The sequence below is a fragment of the Ornithinimicrobium pekingense DSM 21552 genome, assembly GCF_000421185.1.
Classification (GTDB): domain Bacteria; phylum Actinomycetota; class Actinomycetes; order Actinomycetales; family Dermatophilaceae; genus Ornithinicoccus; species Ornithinicoccus pekingensis.
Genome location: NZ_ATWJ01000013.1, coordinates 127,367 through 152,215, shown reverse-complemented (window position 1 = coordinate 152,215; position 24,849 = coordinate 127,367). Strand labels below are relative to the sequence as shown.

General features: G+C 74.7%; 22 protein-coding genes. 15 read left to right on the top strand and 7 right to left on the bottom strand.

From position 1 onward, the window contains the following. The first annotated feature begins 25 nt into the window (after positions 1–25). Positions 26–346 (top strand): YciI family protein, encoded by a 321-nt coding sequence (locus tag K330_RS0115055; protein WP_022922644.1) that lies wholly within the window; start codon positions 26–28, stop codon positions 344–346. A 16-nt stretch (positions 347–362) separates the two neighbouring features. Here K330_RS0115055 and K330_RS21655 read toward each other — a convergent pair whose 3' ends face one another. Further along, complete coding sequence (locus K330_RS21655; protein ID WP_040658227.1) at positions 363–1,280, bottom strand: carbamate kinase; 918 nt, start codon at positions 1,278–1,280, stop codon at positions 363–365. Positions 1,281–1,355: 75 nt separating this feature from the next. Here K330_RS21655 and thpR point away from each other — a divergent pair, with 75 nt between their 5' ends. After that, positions 1,356–1,946 carry an RNA 2',3'-cyclic phosphodiesterase gene (gene thpR / locus K330_RS21650; RefSeq protein WP_022922642.1) on the top strand — a complete coding sequence of 197 codons (591 nt, stop codon included), beginning with the start codon at positions 1,356–1,358 and terminating at the stop codon, positions 1,944–1,946. A gap of 50 nt (positions 1,947–1,996) precedes the next feature. After that, positions 1,997–2,839 carry a DsbA family protein gene (locus K330_RS21645; protein WP_156875836.1) on the top strand — a complete coding sequence of 281 codons (843 nt, stop codon included), beginning with the start codon at positions 1,997–1,999 and terminating at the stop codon, positions 2,837–2,839. A 146-nt stretch (positions 2,840–2,985) separates the two neighbouring features. Here K330_RS21645 and K330_RS21640 read toward each other — a convergent pair whose 3' ends face one another. Further along, entirely contained in the window at positions 2,986–4,722 is a 1,737-nt protein-coding gene (locus K330_RS21640; protein WP_022922640.1) for a metallophosphoesterase family protein, read from the bottom strand. Positions 4,723–4,778: 56 nt separating this feature from the next. Here K330_RS21640 and K330_RS0115030 point away from each other — a divergent pair, with 56 nt between their 5' ends. Together K330_RS0115030 and K330_RS0115025 are read left to right on the top strand one after the other, a co-directional pair. Continuing rightward, positions 4,779–6,446, top strand: coding sequence for an FAD-binding dehydrogenase (locus K330_RS0115030; RefSeq protein ID WP_022922639.1), 1,668 nt, complete (start codon positions 4,779–4,781; stop codon positions 6,444–6,446). A gap of 110 nt (positions 6,447–6,556) precedes the next feature. Next, positions 6,557–7,069: an NUDIX hydrolase gene (locus K330_RS0115025; RefSeq protein WP_022922638.1), complete on the top strand. Its 513-nt coding sequence runs from the start codon at positions 6,557–6,559 to the stop codon at positions 7,067–7,069. A gap of 33 nt (positions 7,070–7,102) precedes the next feature. On the opposite strand, the gene K330_RS0115020 is transcribed toward K330_RS0115025, so the two are convergent. The 4 genes from K330_RS0115020 to K330_RS0115005 form a co-directional block, all read right to left on the bottom strand. Next, positions 7,103–9,286, bottom strand: coding sequence for a cell wall-binding repeat-containing protein (locus K330_RS0115020; protein ID WP_022922637.1), 2,184 nt, complete (start codon positions 9,284–9,286; stop codon positions 7,103–7,105). A gap of 93 nt (positions 9,287–9,379) precedes the next feature. Next, complete coding sequence (locus tag K330_RS0115015) at positions 9,380–10,369, bottom strand: NAD(P)H-quinone oxidoreductase (protein WP_022922636.1); 990 nt, start codon at positions 10,367–10,369, stop codon at positions 9,380–9,382. A gap of 27 nt (positions 10,370–10,396) precedes the next feature. Next, positions 10,397–11,683 carry a NupC/NupG family nucleoside CNT transporter gene (locus tag K330_RS0115010; RefSeq protein ID WP_022922635.1) on the bottom strand — a complete coding sequence of 429 codons (1,287 nt, stop codon included), beginning with the start codon at positions 11,681–11,683 and terminating at the stop codon, positions 10,397–10,399. A 67-nt stretch (positions 11,684–11,750) separates the two neighbouring features. Further along, entirely contained in the window at positions 11,751–12,518 is a 768-nt protein-coding gene (locus tag K330_RS0115005; protein WP_022922634.1) for an IclR family transcriptional regulator, read from the bottom strand. A 51-nt stretch (positions 12,519–12,569) separates the two neighbouring features. Here K330_RS0115005 and K330_RS0115000 point away from each other — a divergent pair, with 51 nt between their 5' ends. From K330_RS0115000 to K330_RS0114970, 6 genes are all read left to right on the top strand, one after another. Further along, positions 12,570–13,178: an ASCH domain-containing protein gene (locus K330_RS0115000; RefSeq protein ID WP_022922633.1), complete on the top strand. Its 609-nt coding sequence runs from the start codon at positions 12,570–12,572 to the stop codon at positions 13,176–13,178. 99 nt (positions 13,179–13,277) lie between these two features. Beyond that, positions 13,278–14,846, top strand: a complete 1,569-nt coding sequence (gene hutH, locus K330_RS0114995; RefSeq protein WP_022922632.1) for a histidine ammonia-lyase — start codon at positions 13,278–13,280, stop codon at positions 14,844–14,846. A 250-nt stretch (positions 14,847–15,096) separates the two neighbouring features. Next, positions 15,097–15,777 carry a type IV toxin-antitoxin system AbiEi family antitoxin domain-containing protein gene (locus K330_RS21630; protein WP_169448590.1) on the top strand — a complete coding sequence of 227 codons (681 nt, stop codon included), beginning with the start codon at positions 15,097–15,099 and terminating at the stop codon, positions 15,775–15,777. Between the two features lie 446 nt (positions 15,778–16,223). Beyond that, the gene (gene hutU / locus K330_RS0114980) at positions 16,224–17,888 is read left to right on the top strand and encodes a urocanate hydratase (RefSeq protein WP_022922629.1); all 1,665 of its coding nucleotides are present in this window, start codon (positions 16,224–16,226) and stop codon (positions 17,886–17,888) included. Beyond that, complete coding sequence (locus K330_RS0114975; protein WP_022922628.1) at positions 17,885–19,207, top strand: YjiH family protein; 1,323 nt, start codon at positions 17,885–17,887, stop codon at positions 19,205–19,207. Before hutU ends, K330_RS0114975 begins: the two co-directional genes overlap by 4 nt. A gap of 28 nt (positions 19,208–19,235) precedes the next feature. Then, positions 19,236–20,528: an MFS transporter gene (locus tag K330_RS0114970; RefSeq protein ID WP_029202723.1), complete on the top strand. Its 1,293-nt coding sequence runs from the start codon at positions 19,236–19,238 to the stop codon at positions 20,526–20,528. Positions 20,529–20,530: 2 nt separating this feature from the next. On the opposite strand, the gene K330_RS0114965 is transcribed toward K330_RS0114970, so the two are convergent. Next, positions 20,531–21,013, bottom strand: a complete 483-nt coding sequence (locus tag K330_RS0114965; protein WP_022922626.1) for an aminoacyl-tRNA deacylase — start codon at positions 21,011–21,013, stop codon at positions 20,531–20,533. 72 nt (positions 21,014–21,085) lie between these two features. Between K330_RS0114965 and K330_RS21625 the strand changes: the two genes are divergently transcribed. The 4 genes from K330_RS21625 to K330_RS0114945 all read left to right on the top strand — a co-directional run bounded on the left by K330_RS21625 (position 21,086) and on the right by K330_RS0114945 (position 24,845). Continuing rightward, positions 21,086–21,601 (top strand): DUF4395 domain-containing protein, encoded by a 516-nt coding sequence (locus K330_RS21625; RefSeq protein ID WP_022922625.1) that lies wholly within the window; start codon positions 21,086–21,088, stop codon positions 21,599–21,601. Positions 21,602–21,739: 138 nt separating this feature from the next. Further along, positions 21,740–22,990 carry an allantoate amidohydrolase gene (locus tag K330_RS0114955; RefSeq protein ID WP_022922624.1) on the top strand — a complete coding sequence of 417 codons (1,251 nt, stop codon included), beginning with the start codon at positions 21,740–21,742 and terminating at the stop codon, positions 22,988–22,990. Then, positions 22,987–23,478, top strand: a complete 492-nt coding sequence (locus K330_RS0114950; protein WP_022922623.1) for an AAA family ATPase — start codon at positions 22,987–22,989, stop codon at positions 23,476–23,478. The genes K330_RS0114955 and K330_RS0114950 overlap by 4 nt, the downstream gene beginning before the upstream one ends. Then, positions 23,475–24,845, top strand: a complete 1,371-nt coding sequence (locus K330_RS0114945; RefSeq protein ID WP_022922622.1) for a formimidoylglutamate deiminase — start codon at positions 23,475–23,477, stop codon at positions 24,843–24,845. Before K330_RS0114950 ends, K330_RS0114945 begins: the two co-directional genes overlap by 4 nt. The last annotated feature ends 4 nt before the right edge of the window (positions 24,846–24,849 follow it).

The window sequence follows — 24,849 nt, the reverse complement described above, 5'->3', positions numbered from 1 at the left end:
CCGCGCGCGGCGCTAGGTTGGCCCCATGGCCATCTTCGCCGTCCAGTACGCCTACTCCGAGGACACCGCCGCGCTCGACGAGCACCGCCCGTCCCACCGCGCCTTCCTCTCCCGCCTCGCCGAGGAGGGCGTCGTGCTGCTCTCCGGGCCGATGGCCCGCCAGGCCGACGGGCCCGCGGCCGCGCTGATCCTGCTCCTCGGGGAGGCGGAGGAGCCGCTGCTGGAGCTGCTGCGGGAGGACCCCTTCCAGCAGCTCGGCCTCGTCGACCACGTCAGCATCGCCCGGTGGGACCCGGTCATCGGCGCCGGCTGGCTGATGGACGGCCCGCTCGCCGACGTGCGCTGACCCGCCCGCCGCCCGCTCAGCCGTCGGCGGTGACGTAGGTCCCCGCCGAGCCGTCCACCAGCGCCCCGGCCTCCTCGAGGTTGCCGATCGCCGCCGCGACGCCCCGGCCCCCGACCTCGACGAAACGGCATACCGCCTCGACCTTGGGGCCCATCGAGCCGGTGGGCAGGTCGAGCGCGCGCAGGCGGGCCGGCGTCGTGCGGCGGATCTCGCGAGCCCGCTGCGTGCCCCAGCCCTCCATCACCGCGGGCACATCGGTGAGCACGAGCAGCCGGTCGGCCCGCAGCCGGTGCGCCAGCAGCGCCGCCGACAGGTCCTTGTCGATGACCGCCTCGACCCCCTGCAGGTCGCCGGTCGCGGTCCGCACCACCGGCACCCCGCCACCCCCGGCGCACACCACGACGGCGGAGTCGTCGAGCAGCTGGTCGATGAGCCGGGTCTCGATGATCTCCCGCGGTCGCGGCGAGGGGACCACGCGGCGCCAGTGCTTCCCGTCAGGGCGCACGTCCCAGCCGTGCCGCTCCGCGAGCGTCCGGGCGGTCTGCTCGTCGTAGACCTCGCCGACGAACTTCGTCGGGTCCGCGAAGGCCGGGTCGTCGGCGTCGACGAGCGTCTGGTTGAGCACCGCGGCGAGCTGGCGGTAGGGGCGCTCGTTGCCCATCGCCTGCAGGATCCAGTAGCCGATCAGCCCCTGCGTCATCGCGCCCAGCGCGTCGAAGGGGTAGGGCTGGCTCAGCCGCGCGTCCGCCGCGCTCTCCATCGCCAGGACGCCGACCTGCGGGCCGTTGCCGTGCGTGATGACGACCTCGTGGTCGTCGGTCAGCGGCGCCAGCGCCCGCATCGCCCGCCGGATGTTCTCCACCTGCGCCGCGGCGTCGGGCACCTGGCCGCGCTGCAGCAGCGCGTTGCCGCCCAGAGCCACGACGATCCTCATGACCTGGGAGTATGCCGTGCCCGCCGGCGCGCGGCCGGGACGGCGGCGGCGCGGCGGATCGGCCACGATGGGGGCATGCGCGCCTTTCTCGCCGTGGACCTGCCCGAGGAGGTCGTCACCGACCTCGACACCTTCCTCGGGCCGCGCCGCGAGAGCGTGGCCTCCCGCCGGGAGTGGCGCTGGACCCGGGCCGAGCACCTGCACCTCACGCTCGCCTTCCTGCCCGACCTGGACGAGTGGCGCGAGGAGGAGCTCATCGCGCAGGGCGAGGCCTTCCTCGCGCGCCGGGGCACTACCGACCTGCGGTTGGCGGGGGCGGGCTCCTTCCCCGACCCCGGCGCGGCGCGGGTGCTGTGGGCCGGGGTGGAGGAGAGCGCGCGGGGCACGCTGGCCGACTGGGCCACGGGGCTGCGCGCCGTCGCCAACCACGTCGGCGCGCGCGTGGCCGGCACCCGCTTCAGGCCCCACGTCACGCTCGCCCGGGCGGTGGGTCGCCCGCACCCCGCCGGTCATCTCCTGCAGGCGCTCGACACCCTCCGGACCCCGGTATGGCGTGCCGACGAGGTGCTGCTCGTCGCCTCCTGGCTCGGCCAGGGCCCCCACGGCACGCCCCGCTACGAGGTACGGCATACCTGGTCGGTCGGGGAGGGCGCGGAGCCCGCCTGACCGCCGGGCCTGGAGGCGGCGTGACGGTGGCCGTGTGGGACGCTGGCGGGGTGACAGAGCAGCCCGGCCCCGCCTTCTCACCGCCCGCGGACGACAGCCGGGCCTCCTCGATCGCGTGGGCGGTCGCGGTGACCGTGGTGGCGCTGGTCATCGGGCTCATCGCCTGGCTCGCGCTCGGCACCGAGGGCAGCGACGGGGCACGCGGCCCCTCGACGCCTCCCTCGGCCGCGGCGCCGGCGCAGACGGGGGAGCAGCAGGCGCAGGAGAGCGCGCCGGAGGGGACCGCGTCGGATGACGCAGCCGCGCAGACCCCGCCCGAGGAGGTCCAGCAGCTCATGCTCGACCTGCAGCGGCGCGACCCCGACGACCCGATGGCGGTCGGCGAGGTCGACGCCCCGGTCGTGATGATCGAGTACGCCGACTACCGCTGCCCCTACTGCGCCCAGTTCGCGGTGGAGACCCGCCCCGAGCTGCAGCCGCTCGTCGATGCCGGCGTGCTGCGCATCGAGTTCCGCGACTTCGTCATCTTCGACGAGCAGTCGCACCAGGCCGCGGTCGCCGCCCGCGCCGCGGCCGCCCAGGACCTGCTCGAGCCCTACCAGACGGCCGTCTTCGCCCGCTCCAGCGAGGGCCACGCCGAGCTGGAGCGCCAGGACCTGCTCGACATCGCCGAGGAGGTCGGCGTGCCCGACCTCGCGGCCTTCGAGCAGGCGCTGGACGACCCGGCGCTCGCGGCCGCCGTCGACGCCGACACCGCCGAGGCCCGCTCGATCGGACTGTCCTCGACGCCGACCTTCCTGGTCAACACGACGGTCGTGCAGGGCGCCCAGTCCGCGCTCTACTTCGAGAGCGTCATCGCCCAGGAGGAGCAGCGCGCCTTCTCGCGTGACTGACGGTCCGCCCGCGAGCGGCCCTGACGCCCGCGTCACGCTCGTGCGGGCGACGGTGGCTCGTGCTGGGGAGACCGGCTCGTGCGGGGGAAGCTTCCCCCGCGCGGGACGGCTTCCGCGTCGCTCGACGGTTCACCCAGCACACCCGCTCAGGGCGCGATGGTGACGACGACCTCGTCGGGGCCCTCGGTCGACAGGTCCAGGTCCTCGGGGCGCCCGGACGGCGGGGGGATCGATACCGTCTGCGTCGCGTCGTCGGTGCTCACCGCGGAGTCGGTCGTCGCGACCGGCAGCAGCGGCGAGGTCACCACGCCCAGCTCCGGGCCGCAGATGCGGTCCTGCGGGGGGTCGGGCTGGATGGTGCGGCCGTTGACGAGGCGCACGTCGTCGTACTGCGGGCGGCCGGAGACCAGGTTGCGGTAGCTGTAGCGCGTCAGGCTCATGATCGAGCAGTCCTGCCCGACGTTGAGGATGTCGAAGCTGTAGGGGTGGCCCTGCAGCTCGCCGGCCGTGTCCGGGTCCTCCTCCGCGGCCTCCTGCGCCTCCTCGGTCAGCGGTGGCAGCCGGAACTGGTTGACCAGCCCGCCCCCGGTGAACGACCCGACCTGGATGTGCCCGCGCTCCAGGTCCGGCGCGTGCATGTGGCCGTTGACGGTCGCCCCGGTCGCCTCGACCCGGTCGGCGGCGTAGGGCTGGTGGGTGACGACGAGGTCGGTGGGCACGGTGCCCTCGGTGGCCTCGCGGAACCGCCGGGCCGCCTCGGCCTGCTCCTCGCCGAAGTCGGCGCCGCGCTGGTTGTAGTAGCGCACGTCGTTGAAGCCGCTGACCGACACCCCGTTGACCTCGACGCGCACGAGCTCGCCCGCGGTCGGCTCCAGCAGCAGGACGTTGGGGATGCGCGAGAGCCGGCGCAGCACGGCCTCGTCCTCGGCCGAGACGGCGTCGTGGTTGCCGCGCACGAAGATGTAGGGCACGCCGAGGCTCTCGATGCCGGCGTAGAGGTCGGTCAGCGCCCCCTCGCGCGGCTGCCCGAAGTTGAGCAGGTCGCCCGCGTCGATGACCGCGTCGATGCCCTCGCTCGCCACGATCTGCCGCATCAGCGGGAACTGGTTCATCCCGTGCAGGTCGCTGACCAGCAGGAAGCGCGCCGCGACCGGGACCTCGACCGCCCCGGGCGTGAACTCCTCGCGCAGCGCGTCGGACAGCGCCAGCAGGTTGGTCACGTAGACGGCGCCGTGCGAGGCGTTGGCCGTCAGGCTGTCCAGCAGCCCGGTATTCGTCTGCACCAGGGACAGCAGCGAGGTCGCGCGGAACTCGGCGACGTTGTCGACCCGATAGGTCAGGTATGCCGCGGCGCCCGGGGCGGCGAGCGCCACCGCCGTCGCGGTCGTCGCCGCGGCCACGACCCGGCCCAGGTGGTGGGGCCGGGCGACGGCATAGGTGAGCAGGACGAGCAGGGAGGTGACGAGCGCGCCCGTGGCGAACTTCCACCCGACCTCCCGCACGCCGTGGTCGATGGCCTCGCGCAGCTCCTCGGGGCTCGGCTGCAGGCTGGAGGCGTCGAGGCGGCCGCTGCGCAGCAGGTCGGTGACCTCCTCGCGGACCGAGACCTGGGCCCGCAGCCCCGGCGCCGGCAGCGGGCCGTCGAAGGTCATGACGACGTCGCCGACGACCATCGGCAGCTCCACGGTCGAGTCGAGCCGGGGGGCGACCGAGACGTCGGCGGCGAAGTAGCCGGTCTCGGTGTGCACCGGCCACAGCTGCGTCGTGGCGACGCCGCCGACGAAGGCGACCAGGGTCAGCAGCACCAGCACGACGCCCCGGCGCAGGCCGGTGAGGACGCCGGGCGGCGGCGTCGGGAGGCGTCGGCTGTCACGGGTGGCCATGGCTGGGGACAGCGTAGACGCGCAGACCGGGGCAGGTGCTCGCTACCCTGCCCCCCATGCACGCTGACGTCATCGTGGTCGGGGCGGGGCTGGCCGGGCTGGTCGCCACCGCCGAGCTGGTCACCGCCGGTCACCGGGTCGCCCTGGTCGACCAGGAGTCCGCCGACCACCTCGGCGGGCAGGCGTGGTGGAGCTTCGGCGGGCTGTTCCTCGTCGGCACCCCCGAGCAGCGGCGGATGGGGATCAGGGACAGCGAGGAGCTGGCCTGGCAGGACTGGAGCGGCAGCGCCGGCTTCGACCGGCTCGAGGGCGCGGACGCCGAGGACCTCTGGGGTATGCGGTGGGCGCGCGCCTACGTCGCCTGGGCCGCGGGCGAGAAGCGGTCCTGGCTGCGGGAGAAGGGAGTCGGGCTCTTCCCGGTCGTGGGCTGGGCAGAGCGCGGGGACGGCCGGGCCACCGGCCACGGCAACTCCGTCCCGCGCTTCCACATCACCTGGGGGACGGGGCCGGGGGTCGTCGAGCCCTTCGAGCGGGCCGTCCGGGAGGGGGTGCGGACCGGCCGGGTCGAGCTGCACGGGCGGCACCGGGTCACCGAGCTGGTGGTGTCGGGCGGCGCCGTCACCGGGGTGCGCGGCGAGGTGCTGGTGGGGGACGACGCCGACCGTGGCGCGCCGTCCAGCCGGGTGGCGGCCACCCGGTTCGAGCTGGGGGCCCAGGCGATCCTGGTCACCAGCGGGGGCATCGGCGCCAACCCGGCGCTGGTGCGGCAGTGGTGGCCGGAGCGCCTCGGCACGCCCCCGCAGGACCTGCTCACCGGCGTCCCGGCCTACGTCGACGGGTCGATGCTCGACCCGGTCGTGGATGTCGGTGCCCGGCTGGTCAACCGCGACCGGATGTGGCACTACGTCGAGGGCCTGCCCAACCACTCGCCCGTCTGGCCGGGGCACGGCATACGCATCCTGCCGGGGCCCAGCTCGCTGTGGCTCGACGCGCTGGGCCGGCGCCTGCCCTTCCCCTGCCTGCCCGGCTTCGACACGCTGGGGACCCTCGCGCACCTGCGCACCGCGACCCCCGGGCACGACCACTCCTGGTTCGTGGCGACGACGACGGTCCTGGGCAAGGAGTACGCCCTGTCCGGGTCGGAGCAGAACCCCGACCTCACCGGCCGCTCGGTGCGCCAGGTGCTGGGGCGGGTGACCACCGACGTGCCCGAGCCCGTGCAGCGGTTCGCCGACGCCGGGACCGACGTGGTGCGCGCCGGGACGGTCGAGGAGCTGGTCGCCGGCATGAACGCCCTGACCGGCGACGACCTGGTCGACGCGGCGGCGGTCCGCGAGCTGGTCGAGGCGCGTGACCGCGAGCTCGACAACGACTTCGGCAAGGACGTGCAGACGGCGATGGTGCGGGCCGCGCGGCGCTCGCGCGGCGACCGGCTGGTCCGCACCGCGCCGCCGCACCGCTTCCTCGACCCCAAGCACGGTCCGCTCGTCGCGGTCCGGCTGCGGGTGCTGACCCGCAAGACGCTCGGCGGCATCCAGACCGACCTCGACGGCCGGGCGCTGCGCGCCGACGGCACCCCCGTGCCCGGCCTCTACGCCGCGGGCGAGGTCGCCGGCTTCGGCGGCGGCGGCATGCACGGCTACCGCTCGCTGGAGGGCACCTTTCTCGGCGGCTGCCTCTTCAGCGGCCGGCAGGCCGGGCGCGCCCTCGCCGCCACCCTCTGACCCACCCCCCTCACCCACCGACGACGTCGCCCGCACGCCCTCACCCCCACCGACGACGCGGTGCGTACGCGACGGGCGCGACCGACGACGCGGTGTGGTTGAGTGGGGCAGTGAACTGGGAGACGATGCGCCGCAAGGCCGGGACCGCGGCGCTGGTGGGCTTCCGGGTCATGCCGAACCCGCTCAAGCGGGCCGCCGTGCGCGTGGGGGCGCCGAGCTACACGGCCGGTGCGGTGTGCGTCCTGGAGCACGACGGGTGCGTGCTGTTCCTCTGGCAGCCGCACCGCGAGGGGTGGAGCCTGCCGGGCGGCCTGATGGGCAAGCACGAGGAGCCCTCGGACGCCGTCCGGCGCGAGGTCGCCGAGGAGATCGGCCTGGACGTCGACCCCGGTGACCCGGTCACCGTCCGGGTCGACGCCGAGCGTCAGGTCATCGACGTCGTCTTCCGCGTGATCCTGGAGACCCGGCCCGACCTCGACCTGGCGACGGAGGCCCGCAAGGCCGAGTGGTTCACCCCCGGCGAGCTGGCCCAGGCCGACAGCGACACCTTCGGCATCATGGCCGCGATCGCCGCCGCCGAGCAGCCTCCGCGCGTGGGGCGGCTGCTGGGCACGGTCGACTGACCCTCCAGCGCGAGCACCGGGAGACGCGAGCTCTCAGGGGTAGACGAGCTCGTGCAGGGCTGTCTCGACCTGGGGGGTCACCGCGTTCTCGCCACCCAGGACCACGATCCGGTCCGGCCGCAGCCGCAGGAGCTCCGCGCGCACGACGGAGGGCACGTCGGTCGGCCGGGTGAGCAGCAGGGGCGCTCCCAGGCTGCCGGCGCGCGCGGCCCCGGAGAGCGCGTCCGCGAAGCCGGTCCCGCTGGCGAGGTAGACGACGGGGACGCCGGGCGCGACCTGGGCGCTCACGGCGACCGCGGTGGCATACCTGTTGGCGCCGCTGATCCGCTGCACCGTCGGGGCCAGGGCTTTGAGCTCGTCGACGACGGCCGCGCCCACCGCACCGGTGCCGCCCAGGACGACGATGCGCCGCGGCTTGAGCCGGGCCAGGGCGTCACGGGTGCTGGTGGGCAGGCTGCCCTGGCGGGTCAGCAGCACCGGGGCGTCCTGAGCCGCGGCCAGGGCGCTGCCCGACAGGGCGTCGGGGAAGTCGGCCCCGCCGGTCACGTAGGCGACGTCGACGCCGCTGGGGAACTGACCGGCGACGGCGGCGGCCGTCGCGTAGCGGTCGCCGCCGGCGAGCCGGACGGGCCGGACCCCGGTCGCCTGCTGGATCGCACCGAGGACGCTGTCGGACACCGCTCCCGGTCCGCCTGTCACGACGATCGTGCGGGGCCTGAGCGCGACGAGGGCGGACTTCGCGGAGTCGCTCAGTGAGTCCCCTCTGGTGAGGACCACCGGCCCGCCCCCGCCTCCGGCGAGCGCGGCGCCGGCCAGGGCGTCCGGGAAGGACGCACCGGTCGCCACGACCGCCAGGGGCGTCCCCGGCGAGAACTCCGCCGCCACGAGGGCCGAGGTGGCGTAGCGGTTGGCGGCCGCGGTGCGGCTGATCTCGGCACCCTCGTGCTCCCGCAGCAGGTGCAGGGCGCCCTGCGGGCGGCCCGTGCCGGGATCGCTCCCGGTACCTCCTGCCACGATCCGGTCACCGAAGAAGGCCACCGTGACACCCACCCGGTAGGACCAGGGTTCCGGTGGGATCCACCCCTGCCGGACCCGCTCGACACCGGTGCCGGCGTCCAGGTCGAAGACGAGCACGGTGCCCGACCCTCCGCTCTCCGGCACCGCCCCGCTGACGACCCGGTCGCCTCGGACCGCGACGGAGGTGCCCAGGTCGGTCGGGACGATCGGGAGGCCGTCGGGGTCGAGCCGGGTACGCAGGGCGTAGACCCCCGTGTCGTCGGCGTCGAAGACGTGGACGCTGCCCGGGCGGTCACCGGTGCCGGAGCCGTAACCGGGTGCTCCGACGACCAGGCGGTCCCCGTCGACGGCCAACGCTTGCCCGAAGCGGCCGGTGGCCAGGGCGGGGTCGGGCCGCAGCACCTGCTCCGTGCGGTAGCCGCCGGCGCCGTCGGGCCCCAGGACGTGCACGGCGCCGCTGGGCCGCTCCCTGGGGGCACCGACGAGGATCCGCTCGCCCGCGACCGCCAGCACAGCGCCGAACCCGGCATACTCCACCGGCGCCGCGGCGACGACCCGCTGCTCGCGCCACCCCTCGGCGGTCGGCTCGAAGACGTGCACAGCACCCGCGGACAGGTCGCCGGACGCCGATGAGCTGCCCGGCGCCCCGACGACCACGCGGCGACCGTCGGTGGCGACAGCCTCCCCGAACCGGCTGTGCGGCAGCGATTCCGCAGGTCGCAACCGCGCCTCCGCCATTCCCTGCGGGCCGTCCTCGTACACGTAGGCGGCGCCGGAGCCGTCGTGACCGTAGCTCCCGTCCGCGTAGCGGGTGGCCGCTCCCGAGCCGCCGACCGCCACGAGGTCGCCCGCCGTGGCCACCGAGATCCCGAACCAGTCACGGTAGGAACCGTCGGAGGGGCGCAGCTCGGTCCGGGAGAACGACCCGTCGGCGGCAGGAGTGAAGACCGACACCGACCCGACCGGGTTGACGTCCGACACCGACGTGCCGGCCGGCGGCTTGCCGGGCGCGCCGACCACGACGCGGTGGTCGGACACGGCGAGAGCCTGGCCGAAGAAGTCGCCGTCACGGCCGTCGGGGTCGTGGAGGACCTCCTCCTGCTGCCGGACGACCTCCGCCCCGGTGGCCGGCAGGCCGAGGGCGGCGAGCAGGGTCAGGACGAGCCCGCACAGGAGCGGACGTCGGCGGGAGAAGAGCACGGGAGGACCCCCATCACGAACGGGACACGGCGGTGCGGTCTCGTCGTTCGGCGGAGCCCCCCGTCAGACCTGCGAGGACAGTATGCGGCCTGCTCAGCGCTTCACGTCAAGGAGGATCTTGCCCACGTGGCCGGACGCCTCCATCTCGCGGTGGGCCTCGGCGGCCTGCTCGAGCGGGTGGCGCGACTGGACCACCGTGCGCACCAGCCCCTGCTCGACCCACGGCCACACGTGCTCCCGCACGGAGGCGACGATCTCGGCCTTGCCCTCGAGCGGGCGTGACCGCAGCGACGTGGCGATGACCCGCGCCCGCTTCGACAGCAGCTGGCCCAGGTTGAGCTCGGCCTTGGCACCGCCGAGCAGCCCGATGACCACGAGCCGCCCGTCAGGGGCGAGCGCCTCGACGTTGCGGCCGAGATACTTCGCGCCGACCACGTCGAGGATCACGTCCGCCCCACGCCCGTCGGTGGCGCCGCGGACCTCCTCGACGAAGTCCTGCTCCCGGTAGTTCACCAGCACGTCGGCACCGAGCTCGCGGCACGCGTCGAGCTTGGCCTGCGACCCGGCGGTCACGACCACCCGCGCGCCCAGCTGCCTGGCCACCTGGATGGCCATGGTCCCGATGCCGCTGGACCCGCCGTGCAGCAGCACGGTCTCGCCCTCCTTCAGCCCCGCCTCGAGCGCCAGGTTGCTCCAGACCGTGCAGGCGACCTCGGGCAGGCCGCCGGCGTCGGCCAGGCTCACCCCGGCCGGCACGGGCAGCAGCTGGCCGACTGGCACCGCGACGTGCTCCGCATACCCGCCCCCGGCCAGCAGCGCGCACACCTCGTCGCCGACCGACCACCCGGAGCCCTCGGTGCCGGGGCCCAGGGCGCTGACCGTGCCGCTGACCTCCAGGCCGGGCAGCGCGGAGGCCCCCTCCGGCGGCGGGTAGAAGCCCTTGCGCTGCTGCACGTCGGCGCGGTTGACGCCCGCCGTGACGACCTCGACGAGGACCTCCCCCTCGCGGGGCTCGGGCCGGTCCACCTCGGTCACCGCAAGGACGTCGGCGTCTCCGGGCTCGCTGATCGTGATGGCTCGCATGCCGCCCAACCTACCGACCGCCCGTCCTCAGCCGATGAGGATCCCGGCGATCGTGGCGCTCATCAGGTTGGCCAGGGTCCCCGCCGCGATCGCGCGCAGGCCCAGCTGGGCGATCTCGCGCCGCCGGTGCCGGATGAGCCCGCCGAGGCCGCCGAGCAGGATGCCCAGGGAACCCAGGTTGGCGAAGCCGGTCAGCGCGAAGGTGATGATGGCCGCCGTCTTGGGGCTGAACTCCTCGATGGTCGGCGCGAAGTTGCTGAACGCGACGAACTCGTTGACGACCACCTTCTGCCCCACGAAGCTGCCGGCGCTCGTCGCCTCGGCCCACGGCACGCCGATGACGGTCATCAGCGGCGCGAAGACGTAGCCCAGGATCTGCTCGAAGGTCAGCTCGGGGTTGCCGAACCAGCCGCCCACCACCCCGAGCAGCAGGTTGACCAGCGCGATGAGGGAGATGAAGGCCAGCAGCATCGCGCCGATGTTCAGCGCCAGCTTCAGCCCGTCCCCGGCGCCCGAGGCGGCGGCGTCGATGACGTTGCGGTACTCCATACCCTCGAGCTCGTCGTCGTCCTCCTCGGCGCGCTCGTGCGCCTCCTCCTCGCGCGGCTCCTCGCCGTCGGGTATGCCGTCGCGCTCCTCGTGCTCGTCCTCCTCCTCGGTCTCGGGCTCGATGAGCTTGGCCATCATCAGCGCGCCGGGGGCGGCCATGAAGGAGGCGGCGATGAGGTACTCCAGCGGGGCGCCGAGCAGGGAGTAGCCGACGAGCACCGAGCCGGCCACCGTCGACAGACCGCCGACCATGACGGCGAACAGGCCGGAGCGGGACAGCCCCCGCAGGTAGGGCCGGATGACCAGGGGCGCCTCGGTCTGGCCGACGAAGATGTTGGCGGCGGCGTTGACCGACTCCGCCTTGCGGGTGCCCAGCGCCCAGCCGAGCGCGGCGCCGAGCTTCTCGACGACGAACTGCAGGATGCCGAAGTGGTAGAGCACCGCGGTGAGGGAGGCGAAGAAGATGATGACCGGCAGCACCTGGAAGGCGAAGACCACGCCCGCGTCCTCGCCCTGCGGCAGCACCGGTCCGAAGAGGAAGCTGATGCCGGCGTTGGCCGAGTTGATGACGGCCTGCACGCCCTCGGTGACCGTGCCGAGCACCGCCACGCCGGCCGACCAGTAGAGGACGAGCACGCCGAAGACGATCTGGATCGCCAGGGCCGACAGGACCGTGCGCCACCGCACCCGGCGCCGGTTGGAGGAGAGCAGCAGGCCGAGGGCGATGAGGGCCAGCATGCCGCCGATGCCCCAGAGGATGTCCATGCGCCCTGACGGTAACGACGGATCGGCCCGGGGGCGACCCGTCAGGGGGCCGGCAGGACCGCAGGTGTCACGGGCGTGCCCGGTGCCCGAGCCGCCGGGAGACCTCGAGGGCGGCGCGGCGCACCTGGGTCACGACGTCCTCGACCGCCCCGGGGCTCAGGTGCTCGCGCTCGGCGGTCACGGCGACCCCGGCGACCGGGTGGCCGGAGTGGTCGAGCACGGCGGAGGCGACGGAGTCCAGGCCGGGCGTGACGAACCCGTGCTCCACGGCATACCCGCGGGTCCGGGCCTGCGCGAGGAGCGGGCGCAGGGTGGACAGCGACGAGGGCCCGACGCCGTGCCGCTGGACGAACGCGTCGGCGGAGGGGAAGAGCGCGCGCACCTGGGCGGCGGGCAGGGCGGCGAGGATCGCCAGGCCGGTCGCCGTCAGCGAGGCCGGCAGCCGGACGCCGACGTCGCTGACGAGCGAGGGACGGCCGGCGACGCGCTCCTCGACGACGTAGACGACGTCGCGCCCGTGCAGCGCCCCCAGGTGGGCGTTGTGCCCGGTGGTGTCCGCCAGCCGGGCGAGCACCGGGCGGGCGAGCCGCTGCAGCGGCGCGTGCCGGGTGTAGGCCGAGCCCAGCTCGAAGGCCGCCACCCCCAGGCCGTAGCGGCGTTCCTCGGGCAGGTGGACGACGAAGCCGCGCTCGGCCAGCACCGCCAGCAGGTGGTAGGTGGTGGACCGGGGCAGGCCCAGCTCGCGGGCGACCGTCGCGGCGGGCAGGGGCGTGGCGTGGCGGGCCAGCAGCATGAGCACGTCGAGCGCGTGCGCTGCTGCGGGTGCGTTGGCCACCGCGCCAGTATGCCGCCGCCGCCGCGGCGGCGGGCGTCTACGGTGGTCGGTGTGGACGACGCCGAGATCAGCCGCTTCTGGGCCGACGCGCGGGTGCGCGGCGGCCTCAACCCGGCGGGGGCCTACCTCGGCGCCACCGTCTCCGAGACCCTGCCACCGCCGGCGTGGTCCTTCGGGGCGACGCCGGAGGAGTCCGACCGGCTGCTCGAGCTGGTCCTGGGCGGCCGCAAGACCGCCACGGCCACCGCGCTGCACGAGTACGAGGACGAGGCGCGGCGGCGGGCCGACGCCGAGGCCGACGTGCCGACCGGCGGCCAGGGGCCCGCGGAGGGTGACACCCTCGTGCGCACGGGTGTCGACGTCGTGCTGCCCGAGCCGGGGCTGCTCTCGATCGTCGTCGACGGCCGGGAACGGCCGCGGGCGCTGATCCGCACCACGCACGTCGAGGTCGTCCGCTTCGGCGACGTCGGCGAGGACCACGCCCGCCGCGAGGGGGAGGGGTCGCTGGAGCAGTGGCGGGCCACCCACCGGGTGCACTTCGCCGCCGGCGCCGCGGCCGGTGAGCAGGTCACCGACGACACGATGGTCGTGCTCGAGCGGTTCGTCGTCGTCGTGCCGGCGACCGCCCGCCGGGCGGCGAAGCGGGCCGGCCTGCTCTGAGGCGCGTCAGGGCCGGCTGTGGTGGCCCTGTCTGGCATGTGAGACGAATGAGCGGGCACGCGGCTGCTGCAGGCTCGTCGGGTCGTGTGGAGTAGGGCCATGAGCCGTCTGCCCGTCCCCACCCTGCCCGCCGAGGTCACCGTCGACGTCGGCCCGCTCAGCCCCGAGGACGTCGTCGCCGTCGCCCGGCACGGCGCCCCCGTGCGGCTGTCCGACGCCGCGCTCGAGGCGGTCGCGGCGACCCGCCGGATCATCGACGGCCTCGCCGGAGACTCCGAGCCGCACTACGGCATCTCCACCGGCTTCGGCGCCCTGGCCACCACCAGCATCCCGCCGGAGAAGCGCGCCCAGCTGCAGCGCAGCCTGGTCCGCAGCCACGCCGCGGGCTCCGGCCCGGAGGTCGAGCGCGAGGTGGTCCGCGCGACCATGCTGCTGCGCCTGTCCACGCTCGCCACCGGCCGCACCGGCGTGCGGGTCGAGACAGCCCAGGCGTATGCCGCGCTCCTCAACGCCGGCATCACCCCGGTCGTCCGCGAGCACGGCTCGCTCGGCTGCTCCGGCGACCTCGCCCCGCTCGCCCACTGCGCGCTGGCCGTGATGGGGGAGGGGCAGGTCCGTGACGCGTCCGGTGAGCTGCTGGCCGCCGGGGACGCCCTCGCCGCCGCGGGGATCACGCCGGTGGAGCTGGCGGAGAAGGAGGGGCTGGCCCTCATCAACGGCACCGACGGCATGCTCGGCATGCTCGTGCTGGCCCTGCACGACCTGGGCACGCTGCTCACCACCGCCGACGTCGCCGCCGCGATGAGCGTGGAGGGGCAGCTGGGCACCGACGACGTCTTCGCCGCCGACCTGCAGGCGCTGCGGCCGCATCCGGGCCAGGCAGCCTCGGCGGCCAACCTCCGCGCGGTCATGAGCGGCAGCGCGATCCGGGAGAGCCACCGCACCGAGGCCTGCACCCGGGTCCAGGACGCCTACTCGCTGCGCTGCTCGCCGCAGGTCCACGGCTCCGCCCGCGACACCTGCGACCACGCCCGCCTGGTGGCCGGACGGGAGCTGTCCGCCGCCGTGGACAACCCCGTGGTCACCCTCGACGGCCGGGTGGAGTCCAACGGCAACTTCCACGGCGCCCCGGTCGCCCATGTCCTCGACTTCCTCGCGGTGGTCACCGCCGACGTGGCGAGCATCGCCGAGCGGCGCACCGACCGCTTCCTCGACGTCGCCCGCAGCCACGGTCTGCCGCCCTTCCTCGCCGACGACCCGGGCACCGACTCGGGACTGATGATCGCGCAGTACACCCAGGCCGCCGTCGTCTCCGAGCTCAAGCGGCTGGCCGCCCCGGCCAGCGTCGACTCCATCCCGTCCTCGGCCATGCAGGAGGACCACGTGTCGATGGGCTGGGGCGCCGCCCGCAAGCTGCGCCGCAGCGTCGACGGGCTGGCCCGCGTCCTCGCGGTCGAGGTGCTGACCGCCGCCCGCGCCCTGGACCTGCGGGCCCCGCTGGCACCGGCGCCGGCCACCGCCGCGGTCGTGGCCCTGCTGCGCGGCGCCGGTGTCGCCGGCCCCGGGCCGGACCGCCACCTCTCGCCCGAGATCGAGGCTGTCGTCGACCTCGTGCTGGACGGTCACGTACGTGCCGCCGCGGAGCAGCAGACGGGCCCGCTCGCCTGAGGGGCGGCCTCTGCCGCGGCCCCTGCGCCGCACCCGTCCTGCCGCCACCTGCGGTCTATCGTCCTTACCGAACGCCGTCGCTGGGACCGATCGGTGTCGCCATCACGACACCGATCGGTCCAGCTGTGTGCCGCGGTGCGCACGGCCCACCGCGTGGACATCCCCGCTCGGTCGTGTGAACGGACTCACGCGCCGGTCCCTCTGTGGACAACCGCCGCGAGGTGCACCCTGACCGCGGCAACATCGGGTGGTGGACCTCGACCGACTGGCGCGCCGGCAGAGCCGTGTGGTCAGCCGGGCACAGGCGCTCGCCTCCGGCATGACGGCGGCCCGGGTGAGGTGGCGGCTGCGGCGGGGCGACTGGCAGCAGCTCCACCCCGGCGTCTACCTCACCCACAGCGGCTCTGTCGACTGGCATGCGCGGGCCTGGGCCGGCCTGCTCCGCTGCGGCACCGGTAGCGTGCTGCTCCTGCGCTCCGCGTCCTACGTGTGGCGGCTCGAGTGGACCCCGCCGGCGGAGCTCTGCGTCGGGGTGCCGCACGAGCGTCACCCCGAGCCGATGCCGGGGATCCGTGTGGTCCGGCGTCGTCACCTCGACCCGGTGCGCGTGGACGGGTTGCCCGTCACCCGCCTGGCGGCGACCGTGATCGACATCGCCGACCGGGCTGACTGCTCGGTCGACGACGCCGTAGCCCTGGCCGCGCGGGCGTGCCAGGAGCGGTCGGTCGACGCCGTCGCACTGCTGAGCGAGCTCGAGGGCCGGTCCCGGCATCGGATGCGGCGGGAGCTGCGGTTGGCGTTCTGGGAGGTGGGTGAAGGGGCGGAGAGCCTGCCCGAGACGTGGTTCGAGGGGCGTGTCCGTCGGCCGCACGGGCTGCCTCCGTTCGCGCGCCAGGCGATGCGGCAGGACCGCGCACGAGGACCGACCTGACCAACCGAACCTTCAGGACGAACGTGGAGATCGACGGCCGTCTTTGGCATGCCGGTGAGCGGTTCCATGTCGACCGGCGGCGCGACAGGCGCGCGGCGGGCCGCGGCGAGGTGACCCTTCGCGTCACACCCCTGGAGCTGGACAACCAGCCGTGCGAGGTCGCGGGTGAGCTCGCCCTCGCGCTGCGCCACCGGGGGTGGGCCGGTCGGGCGCGACCGTGCTCGGAGGGCTGTGCGCTCACGACCTGGCCGACACTGTGACCGAACGGCGTCGCCATAGCGACACTACTCGGTCCCAATCGCTGGTGTGGAGGGTGCGGAGAGACTGTGCCGTCTCGCATGCCGGACGTCGGGTGTGCGAGAAGGGTTGGCGGCGGGCCGGGCGGAGGGTCTGATGGAGGTCAGCCCCACCCGGCCCACGCCATACCCCCGTCGAAGGAGACCCCCATGGAAGGCGCCCGTCCCGTGCGCGCAGCCCGCGGCACCACCTTGACCGCCCGCTCGTGGGCCACCGAGGCCCCGCTGCGGATGCTGATGAACAACCTCGACCCCGAGGTGGCCGAGCGTCCCGACGACCTGGTCGTCTACGGCGGCACCGGCCGGGCCGCACGCGACTGGCGCAGCTTCGACGCCATGGTCCGCACGCTGACGGACCTGCGCGAGGACGAGACGATGCTCGTGCAGTCGGGCCGTCCCGTCGGCGTCTTCCAGACCCACGAGTGGGCGCCGCGGGTGCTCATCGCCAACTCCAACCTCGTCCCCGACTGGGCGAACTGGCCGGAGTTCCGGCGTCTGGAGCATCTCGGCCTGACGATGTACGGCCAGATGACCGCGGGTTCCTGGATCTACATCGGGACCCAGGGCATCCTGCAGGGCACCTACGAGACGTTCGCGGCCGTGGCCGCCAAGCGGTTCGGCGGCACGCTCGCCGGGACGCTGACCCTGACCGGCGGCTGCGGCGGCATGGGCGGCGCCCAGCCGCTGGCCGTCACGCTCAACGGCGGCACCTGCCTCATCGTCGACGTCGACGAGGCCCGCCTGCGCCGGCGGGTGAGGAGCCGCTACCTCGACGAGGTGGCCGACGACCTCGACTCGGCCGTCGAGCGGGTGCTGCGCGCGAGGGCCGACAAGGAGGCCGTCTCCGTCGGCGTCGTCGGCAACGCCGCCGAGGTCTTCCCCGAGCTGCTGCGCCGGGGCGCGGAGGTCGACGTCGTTACCGACCAGACCTCCGCCCACGACCCGCTGTCCTACCTGCCCGAGGGGGTCGACCTGGCCGACTGGCACGAGCTGGCGGAGAAGAAGCCTGAGGAGTTCACCGACCGCGCCCAGGAGTCGATGGCCCACCACGTGCAGGCCATGGTCGGGTTCCAGGACGCCGGCGCGGAGGTCTTCGACTACGGCAACAGCATCCGCGACGAGGCCCGCAAGGGCGGCTACGACCGTGCCTTCGAGTTCCCCGGTTTCGTCCCGGCCTACATCCGCCCGCTCTTCTGCGAGGGCAGGGGTCCCTTCCGCTGGGCGGCTCTCTCCGGCGACGAGAAGGACATCTACGCCACGGACAAGGCCGTCATGGACCTCTTCCCGGACAACGACCACCTGCAGAAGTGGCTGCGCGGAGCCCGCGAGAAGGTCGCCTTCGAGGGCCTGCCGGCGCGCATCTGCTGGCTGGGCTACGGCGAGCGCGACAAGGCCGGCGTCCGCTTCAACGAGATGGTCGCCTCCGGCGAGGTCTCCGCGCCGCTGGTCATCGGCCGCGACCACCTCGACGCCGGCTCCGTCGCCAGCCCCTACCGCGAGACCGAGGGCATGATCGACGGCTCCGACGCCATCGCCGACTGGCCGCTGCTCAACGCCCTGGTCAACACCGCCTCCGGTGCCTCCTGGGTGTCGCTGCACCACGGCGGCGGCGTCGGCATCGGCCGCTCCATGCACGCCGGGCAGGTCTCGGTCGCCGACGGCACCGACCTCGCCCGGCAGAAGCTCGAGCGGGTGCTCACCAACGACCCGGGCATGGGCGTCATCCGCCACGTCGACGCCGGGTATGCCGAGGCCGAGCAGGTCGCGCAGGAGCGCGGGGTGCGCGTGCCGATGCGCGAGGACGAGGACCGATGAGCACCGCCACCTCCGACCAGCAGGTCGGGACCGGCAAGCCGGCGATGTGGAAGTTCTTCGTCCTGTCCGCGATCGGCATCCTCATGTTCTTCGTGCCGGTCACCATCGGCGACAGGAGCACGATCCCGCTGGACCACGTCGTCAGTTGGCTGCGCGCGGAGATCCCCGCGGTCCTGCCGTGGTACGCGCTCGCGCTCATCGCCGCGGGTGCGGCATACCCCTGGGTGTCCGGCACCTGGCGCCGCGACCGCACGACCACGGTCTTCTCGGTCCTGCGCGTCCTGGGCCTGGTCGTCGGCGTGATGCTCGTCCTCGGGGTCGGACCGGCGTGGCTCTTCGAGGACGACATGGGCCCGTTCCTGCTCAACGCCCTGGTCATCCCGGTCGGGCTGCTCGTGCCGATCGGGGCGGTCTTCCTGGCGCTGCTCGTGGGCTACGGGCTGATGGAGCTGGTCGGGGTGCTGGTGCGCCCGTTCATGGTGCCGGTCTTCCGCACGCCGGGGCGCTCGGCGATCGACGCGGTCGCCAGCTTCGTGGGGTCATACTCCCTGGCGCTGCTCATCACCAACCGGGTCTACCTCGAGGGCAAGTACAACCGCCGCGAGTCGATGACCATCGCCACCGGCTTCTCCACGGTGTCGGCCACGTTCATGATCGTCGTGGCCGGCGCCCTGGACCTCATGGGCCACTGGACCCTCTACTTCTGGTCCACCCTGGTCATCACCTTCCTGGTGACCGCGGTCACCGTGCGGGTCTGGCCGCTGTCCCGCGAGCCCGACGACTACGCCCCCGGCGTCACGCCGCGGCCGGAGCAGGACCCCGAGGGGTCCCGGCTGGGCGCCGCCTGGCGGGCCGCCCGGGCGACCGTCGCCGCCGACCCCGGCGTCGGGCGCACGGTCCTGGCCAACCTCAAGGACGGCGTGCTCATGGCGATGGCGATCCTGCCCTCGATCCTGTCGGTCGGGCTCATCGGCCTCGTCCTGGCCAAGTACACCCCGGTCTTCGACTGGCTGGGCTACCTCTTCTACCCGATCACCTGGGCCCTGCAGATCCCCGAGCCGCTGCTGGTGGCCAAGGCCGCCGCGCTGGGCATCTCCGAGATGTTCCTGCCGGCCGCGCTGGTCACGGAGTCGGCGATGTCGGTGAAGTTCGTCGTCGCGGTCGTCTGCGTCTCCCAGGTCATCTTCTTCTCCGCGATGGTGCCCAGCCTGCTCGGCACCCAGATCCCGGTCTCGATCCCGCGGCTGCTGGCCATCTGGTTCGTCCGGGTCGCGCTGAGCCTGGTGCTGGCGATCCCGCTGGCGCTCTGGCTCTTCTAGCGGCCGGGTCGTGCGGCACGATGACCCGGTGACCTCGACCGCCCGCCTCTACCAGGCCCTCGTCCGCGCCGACCGGGACGACCAGGACCTCGAGGAGCAGCGGAGCACCGGGCGCAACGGCCTGCTGCAGATCGCGGCCAACACCCTGCAGGCCACCGGCGACCAGGTCGTCAACGCCAAGACCGTGCTGCCGTGGGCGCTGACCGCCGTCGGTGCCCCGGCCGCCGTGCTGGGCCTGCTCGTGCCCGTCCGGGAGTCCGGCTCGATGCTGCCGCAGGCGGCGATGTCGCCGGTGCTGCAGCGCTCGGCCCGGCGGCGGCACTTCTGGCTGTGGGGCGCGGCAGGCCAGGCCGTCTCCACCGCGGGTATGGCGCTCGCGGTCGCCGGCCTCACCGGCTGGGCGGCCGGCGTGGCCGTGGTGCTGCTCCTGGGCGTCTTCTCGCTGTCCCGCTCGTTGAGCTCCCTCGCCGGCAAGGACGTCCTGGGCCGCACCGTGCCCAAGGGGGAGCGCGGGCAGATCAACGGTCTGTCGACGCTGCTCTCCGGCGCCGTGGCCATCACCCTGGGCCTCGGCATCCGCGTGCTCGGCGGGGACGAGGTCGGCGTCACGGTCCTGGCGGTCCTGCTCGGCGCGGCCGCGGGAGCGTGGGTGCTGGCCCTGGCGGTCTACGCCGCGGTCCGTGAGCCCGAGGGTGAGCCGGTGGAGGCGTCCGACCAGGAGGGGTGGGTCACCACCTCGTGGCGGCTGCTGCGCGAGGACGCACCGTTCCGCAGGTTCGTCTGGGCGCGGGGGCTGCTGCTGGTCTCGGCCCTGTCGCCGCCCTTCGTCGTCGCGCTCGCGGCGCAGGAGGGCGAGACCAGCCTGGCGGGGCTGGGCCCCTTCGTCATCGCCCAGGGCGTCGCCGGGCTCGTCGGCGGCCGCTTCTTCGGGCGGTGGGCCGACCGGTCCTCCCAGCGCCTGATGACCGGTGCGGCCGCCGGGGCGAGCGTGCTGGTGGTGGCCTTCCTGGGCCTGCACCTGTGGCCGGCGACGCGGGGGACGTGGTGGCTCTACCCCGTGACCTACCTGCTGCTGGCCCTGGCCCACACCGGCGTGCGCGTCGCCCGCAAGACCTACGTGGTGGACATGGCGGGGGAGGAGCGGCGCACCAGCTATGTCGCGGTCTCCAACACCGCGATCGGCGTGCTGCTGCTGGTCGTGGGGGCCGCCTCCAGCGCGCTCGCGCTGCTCGGCCCGGTCGCCGCGCTCGTCTTCCTCGCGGCCCTGGGTCTCGTCGGCGTCGGGGTCGCCCGGACCCTGCCCGACGTCAGCAAGGGCTGAGGTCAGGGCGTCCCGAGCGGCTCGGTGACGTCGGCGACCTGCGCGTCCCAGAACGCCAGCGCGGCCTCCGCCCCCACGGTGACAGCGACGCCGTGCGCACCGGCACCGACCGAGATCCTGCGCTGCGGGTCACCGGTGAGCGAGGCGTCCGCCACCACCGGCCACGCCGTCGTCGACCCGAAGGGCGTGATCGTCCCGCGCTCGTAGCCCGTCGCCTCCTGGGCCACCGCGGCCTCCGGCATCGACAGCCGGCTGACCCCGAGCAGCTCGCGCAGCTTGGGCCAGGCGATCTCGCGGTCGCCGGGCACGAGGACGAAGAGGTAGTCGCCCTCGGCGCGCCGCACCACCAGCGTCTTGACGATGTCGCGCGGCTCCACGCCGCGGACGGCCGCAGCCTCCGCCAGGCTCCCGACGCGACCGTGCCGCGTGACCGCGTAGGGCAGACCGCTGGCCACGACCGCGTGCAGGGCCCGTTCCTCGCTCATGGGCGCACGCTACCGCCGGTGCGCCCACCTCGCGATTTCATAACGACTGCTATGGTGATGCATCATGTGGTGATGCGCTCACGCTTCCCCGCCGTCGTCGACGAGGTGACCGCCCGGCTGACCGCCGGGGTCGTCCTCCTCGCCGTCCTGCTCATGCTCGCCCTGCAGCAGTGGTGGGTCTTCCTGCCGCTCGCGGCAGACTTCACCCTCCGTGCGACCCTCGGCCCCCGGGTCAGCCCCCTCGCCCGCGTGGTGAGCCGCTGGGTGCGGCCGCGCGTCCCGGCCCTGCCGCACCCGACCGCCGGCACCCCCAAGCGCTTCGCCGCCGCCGTCGGTGCGGTCCTGACGGGCCTCGCCTCCGTGCTGTGGCTGCTGCACCTGGCCACCGGTGCGGCCTGGCTCGGCACCGCGGTGCTGGTCGTCGCCGTCGTCATGGCCGTCTTCCCGGCGCTCGAGGCGCTGGCCGGCCTGTGCGTGGGGTGCGTCGTCTTCGGCTGGCTCATGCGGGCGGGCGTGGTGCCGGAGGACGTCTGCCTCGAGTGCGCCGACATCACCTCGCGCCTGCGGGCGCCCGGCGCGACCACCTGACGGCTGCCCCGCCCGCCGGGTCTCACATCCCGGACGCGTCCTGGCGGGGCGGGCCGACGCGACCCCAGGCTCCCTCCTAGAGTCGGACCCGTGAGCGCACGCAGGAGCGGGAGCGGCAGCCTGGCGGCCTTCGACGCCATGTGGTCAGACCTGGAGTCCGTCGGGCAGGCGCGCAGCGGCGGCTACCGCCGCTTCGCCTGGACGGCCGAGGACCACACGCTGCGCGAGTGGTTCGCCGGCGAGTGCGCCCGCCGGGGGCTGGAGCTGACCACCGACCGCGTCGGCAACCAGTGGGGCTGGTGGTGGGACGGGCCGGGCACGGTCGACGACGCCGTGGCCGCCGGCCGCCGGGCGGTCGTCACCGGCTCCCACCTCGACTCCGTGCCGGACGGCGGCGCCTTCGACGGCCCGCTCGGCGTCGTCTCCGCGCTCGCCGCGGTCGACCGGCTCCGCGAGGCGGGGGTGCGGCCGCAGGTGCCCGTCGCCGTCACCAACTTCGTCGACGAGGAGGGCGCCCGCTTCGGCATCGCCTGCGCCGGGTCGCGCGTGCTCACCGGCCAGCTCGACCCGGCCAGGGCCCTCGCCCTCACCGACGCCGACGGCACCACCTACGCCGAGGCCTTGCGCGCCGCCGGCCGCGACCCGGACGATCTCGGACCCGACCCGCAGACGCTCGCCCGTGTCGGCGCCTTCGTCGAGCTGCACGTGGAGCAGGGGCGCGCGCTCGTCGACCTCGGCGCCCCGGTCGCCGTCGCCAGCGACATCTGGCCGCACGGACGGTGGCGCTTCGACTTCCCTGGCGAGGCCAACCACGCCGGCACCACGCGTCTGCAGGACCGCCGCGACGCCATGCTCGGGTATGCCGACCTCGTCCTCGGGGCGCGCCACGTCGCCACGCAGCGCGGGTGCGTGGCCACGGTCGGCAAGGTGCACGTCACCCCCGGCGGCGTGAACGCCATACCCTCCCACGTCACCGGCTGGCTCGACGCCCGCGGCGCCGACGAGGAGCAGGTGGTCGCGACGGTCGCCGAGCTCACGGCCCGCGGCGAGGAGATGGGCGCGACGGTCACGCGGGAGAGCTGGACGCCGACCACCCGCTTCGACCAGGGCCTGAGCGAGCGCCTGCGTCGCGTGCTCGACCGCGACGCCGAGGTCTCCGCGCCGGTCCTGGGCACCGGTGCCGGCCACGACGCCGGCATCCTGGCCACCGCGGGCGTGCCGAGCACCATGCTCTTCGTGCGCAACCCGACCGGGGTCTCGCACAGCCCGGCCGAGCACGCCGAGGCCGCCGACTGCCACGCCGGGGTCGCCGCGCTCGCCGACTGCCTGCGCGACCTGACGACCGGTGGCGCGACGACCGGCGACGGGCCGCAGGACGGGGCGGCATGACGGCCACGAAGGTGCTGCTCACCGGCATGTCCGGCACCGGCAAGTCGACGGTCCTGGAGGCGCTGCGGGGGCGGGGCTGGCGCACCGTGGACACCGACGAGGACGGCCTCGTCGACGAGCACCCCGACCGCACCGACCTGCGTCTGCCGGAGATCCGGGCGATCCTGCAGCAGCCGCGGCACGACCGGCCGCTCGTCGTCGCGGCGACCGGCGACGGGCAGGCCGAGCTCTACCCCCTCGTCGACCACGTGGTCGTGCTGGTCGCGCCGTGGCCCGTCCTGCGGGAGCGGCTGGGCGTGCGGCCCGGCAACGACTTCGGCAAGGAGCCCGGCGAGCTCGAGCGGGTGCGCGCCGACCAGGAGCGCTACGAGCCGCTGCTGCGCCGGGGCGCCGACCTCGTCCTCGACACCTCCGAGCTGGCCCCGGACGAGGTCGTGGACCGCGTCGACGCGCTCGCCGCCGCACCGTCCACCGGGGGCGAACGGTGAGCACGACCTGGTTCGCCGCGCACGCCCACCTGCCCGACGGCCCCGCGCGGGACGTGCGCCTGACCATCGAGGACGGCCGGTTCACCGCCGTGGACGCCGGTCGGTCCGCCGAGGCGGGCGACCGGGTCCTGCCCGGGGTCGTGCTGCCCGGCCTGGCCAACAGCCACAGCCACGCCTTCCACCGGGCGCTGCGCGGGCGCACGCACGCCGGGGGCGGCACCTTCTGGACCTGGCGCGAGGGCATGTATGCCGTCGCCGCCCAGCTCGACCCCGACAGCTACCTGACGCTCGCCCGGGCCGCCTACGCCGAGATGGCGCTGGCCGGCGTCACCGCGGTCGGGGAGTTCCACTACCTGCACCACGGGCCGGGCGGCACCCGCTACGCCGACGCCAACGCCATGGGGCACGCGCTCGTCGAGGCCGCGTGCGAGGCCGGCGTCCGGCTGACGCTGCTGGATACCTGCTACCTCTCCGGCGGGCTCGGCGCCGACGGGTATGCGGCGCTCGAGGGCCCGCAGCTGCGCTTCGGCGACGGGGACGCCGGGGCGTGGGCGGCGCGGGTCGGCGAGCTGCGCGACCACCTCGACGGGGGCCCGGAGCACCTGCGGGTCGGCGGCGCCGTCCACTCCGTGCGGGCCGTGCCGCGCGACCAGCTGGGTGCGGTGGCCGCGGCCGCCCGGTCGCGGCCGCACCCCGGCGGCACCGGTGCGGAAGGGACCCCGCTGCACGTGCACCTGTCGGAGCAACCGGCCGAGAACGAGGCCTGCCTGGCGGCCCACGGCCGCACCCCGGCCGGGCTGCTCGAGGCCGAGGGCGTGCTGGGGCCGGACCTGTCGGCCGTCCACGCCACCCACCTGACCGACGAGGACGTGGGGCTGCTCGGCGGCCACCGGTCGTGGGCCTGCTTCTGCCCCACCACCGAGCGTGACCTCGCCGACGGCATCGGCCCGGCGGTCGCGCTGCGCGACGCCGGCGCCCGGCTCTCGCTCGGCTCCGACCAGCACGCGGTCGTCGACCTGCTGGAGGAGGCGCGGGCGCTGGAGATGCACGAGCGCCTCGCCAGCCTGCGGCGGGGCCGGCTGGCCCCGGCGGCCCTGCTGGAGGCCGCGACCGCGCACGGCAGCATCGGCTGGCCCGACGCCGGCCGCCTCGAGGTCGGGGCCCGGGCCGACCTCGTCGCCGTCCGCGACGACACGGTGCGCACCGCCGGGTCCGACCCCGGCCAGATCCTGCTCGCGGCCACGGCCGCCGACGTCGACACGGTCGTCGTGGACGGCCGGGTCGTCGTCGAGGCCAGGAGGCACCGGCTCGGCGACGTCGGGCGCCTGCTGCACGAGGCCATCACCCCCCTGTGGAAGGAACGCTGAGCCC

Excerpts from the sequence above, each read along its gene's own strand:
- K330_RS0114950 (WP_022922623.1), top strand. The coding sequence starts at position 22,987 with ATGACGGCCACGAAGGTGCTGCTCACCGGCATGTCCGGCACCGGCAAG.
- K330_RS0114975 (WP_022922628.1), top strand. The coding sequence starts at position 17,885 with ATGAGCACCGCCACCTCCGACCAGCAGGTCGGGACCGGCAAGCCGGCG.
- K330_RS0115010 (WP_022922635.1), bottom strand. The coding sequence starts at position 11,683 with ATGGACATCCTCTGGGGCATCGGCGGCATGCTGGCCCTCATCGCCCTC.
- K330_RS0114955 (WP_022922624.1), top strand. The coding sequence starts at position 21,740 with ATGTGGTCAGACCTGGAGTCCGTCGGGCAGGCGCGCAGCGGCGGCTAC.
- K330_RS0115055 (WP_022922644.1), top strand. The coding sequence starts at position 26 with ATGGCCATCTTCGCCGTCCAGTACGCCTACTCCGAGGACACCGCCGCG.
- K330_RS0115030 (WP_022922639.1), top strand. The coding sequence starts at position 4,779 with ATGCACGCTGACGTCATCGTGGTCGGGGCGGGGCTGGCCGGGCTGGTC.
- thpR (WP_022922642.1), top strand. The coding sequence starts at position 1,356 with ATGCGCGCCTTTCTCGCCGTGGACCTGCCCGAGGAGGTCGTCACCGAC.
- K330_RS0114965 (WP_022922626.1), bottom strand. The coding sequence starts at position 21,013 with ATGAGCGAGGAACGGGCCCTGCACGCGGTCGTGGCCAGCGGTCTGCCC.
- K330_RS21655 (WP_040658227.1), bottom strand. The coding sequence starts at position 1,280 with ATGAGGATCGTCGTGGCTCTGGGCGGCAACGCGCTGCTGCAGCGCGGC.
- K330_RS21625 (WP_022922625.1), top strand. The coding sequence starts at position 21,086 with ATGCGCTCACGCTTCCCCGCCGTCGTCGACGAGGTGACCGCCCGGCTG.
- hutH (WP_022922632.1), top strand. The coding sequence starts at position 13,278 with ATGAGCCGTCTGCCCGTCCCCACCCTGCCCGCCGAGGTCACCGTCGAC.
- hutU (WP_022922629.1), top strand. The coding sequence starts at position 16,224 with ATGGAAGGCGCCCGTCCCGTGCGCGCAGCCCGCGGCACCACCTTGACC.
- K330_RS21640 (WP_022922640.1), bottom strand. The coding sequence starts at position 4,722 with ATGGCCACCCGTGACAGCCGACGCCTCCCGACGCCGCCGCCCGGCGTC.
- K330_RS0115015 (WP_022922636.1), bottom strand. The coding sequence starts at position 10,369 with ATGCGAGCCATCACGATCAGCGAGCCCGGAGACGCCGACGTCCTTGCG.